The 618-nt window shown below is 67.3% G+C and carries 1 pseudogene; it reads right to left on the bottom strand.

Annotated elements, in window-relative coordinates:
* Nucleotides 1-4 precede the first annotated feature (4 nt).
* Nucleotides 5-558 (bottom strand): annotated as a pseudogene (locus EYB42_RS17225) (IS5 family transposase); the annotation flags it as partial.
* Nucleotides 559-618 lie beyond the last annotated feature (60 nt).

Here is a 618-nt window from a genome sequence, read left to right on the forward strand (position 1 = left end):
CCTAGGCCGCATCGGCGATGACCTGTCCCACGCCATCGAGCCCGTCGACCAAGGCGGCGGCCTGTGGGCTGTCGCCGTGCTGGCCAGCCGTCGGGATCAGCCGCACAGGCAGCCCGAGGGCATCGACGGCGGCGTGGCTCTTGGTCGTCAGGGTGAGGTGGGCAAGCGATCCTTCCAGTGGAAGGATCGCCCACCGAACGCGCGAACACCCGATCCCGTGAGCCTGAGGCCCCCCCTTCCGCCCGTCGCATCCGCGTGGGCTTTGCAGATCGTGCTGTCGATGAGGACGTACTCGAAGTCGGGGTCCGCGCTCAACTCATTGAAAAGGCGTTCCCAAACCCCTGCCATCGCCCAGCGTCGGAAGCGGGCGTGCGCACCGGTCCATTTGCCGAACTCGGGCGGCAGATCGCGCCAAGGGGCCGCCGTCCGCGCCAGCCAAAGCACCGCATCCACAAACAGCCGATTGTCCGCGCCACTCCGCCCGGGCAGCCCGTCGCGCCCAGGAAGATGCCCCTCGATCCGCGCCCACTGCGCGTAGGTCAAGGTCCGCCGGCTCAAGATCGCCTCCGTCTTCGATCTTGAAGCAGAACTCACGACAAACGGGAATCCCCAAATGCA

This window comes from Tabrizicola caldifontis (assembly GCF_004762095.1).
GTDB classification, from domain to species: Bacteria; Pseudomonadota; Alphaproteobacteria; order Rhodobacterales; family Rhodobacteraceae; genus Tabrizicola; species Tabrizicola caldifontis.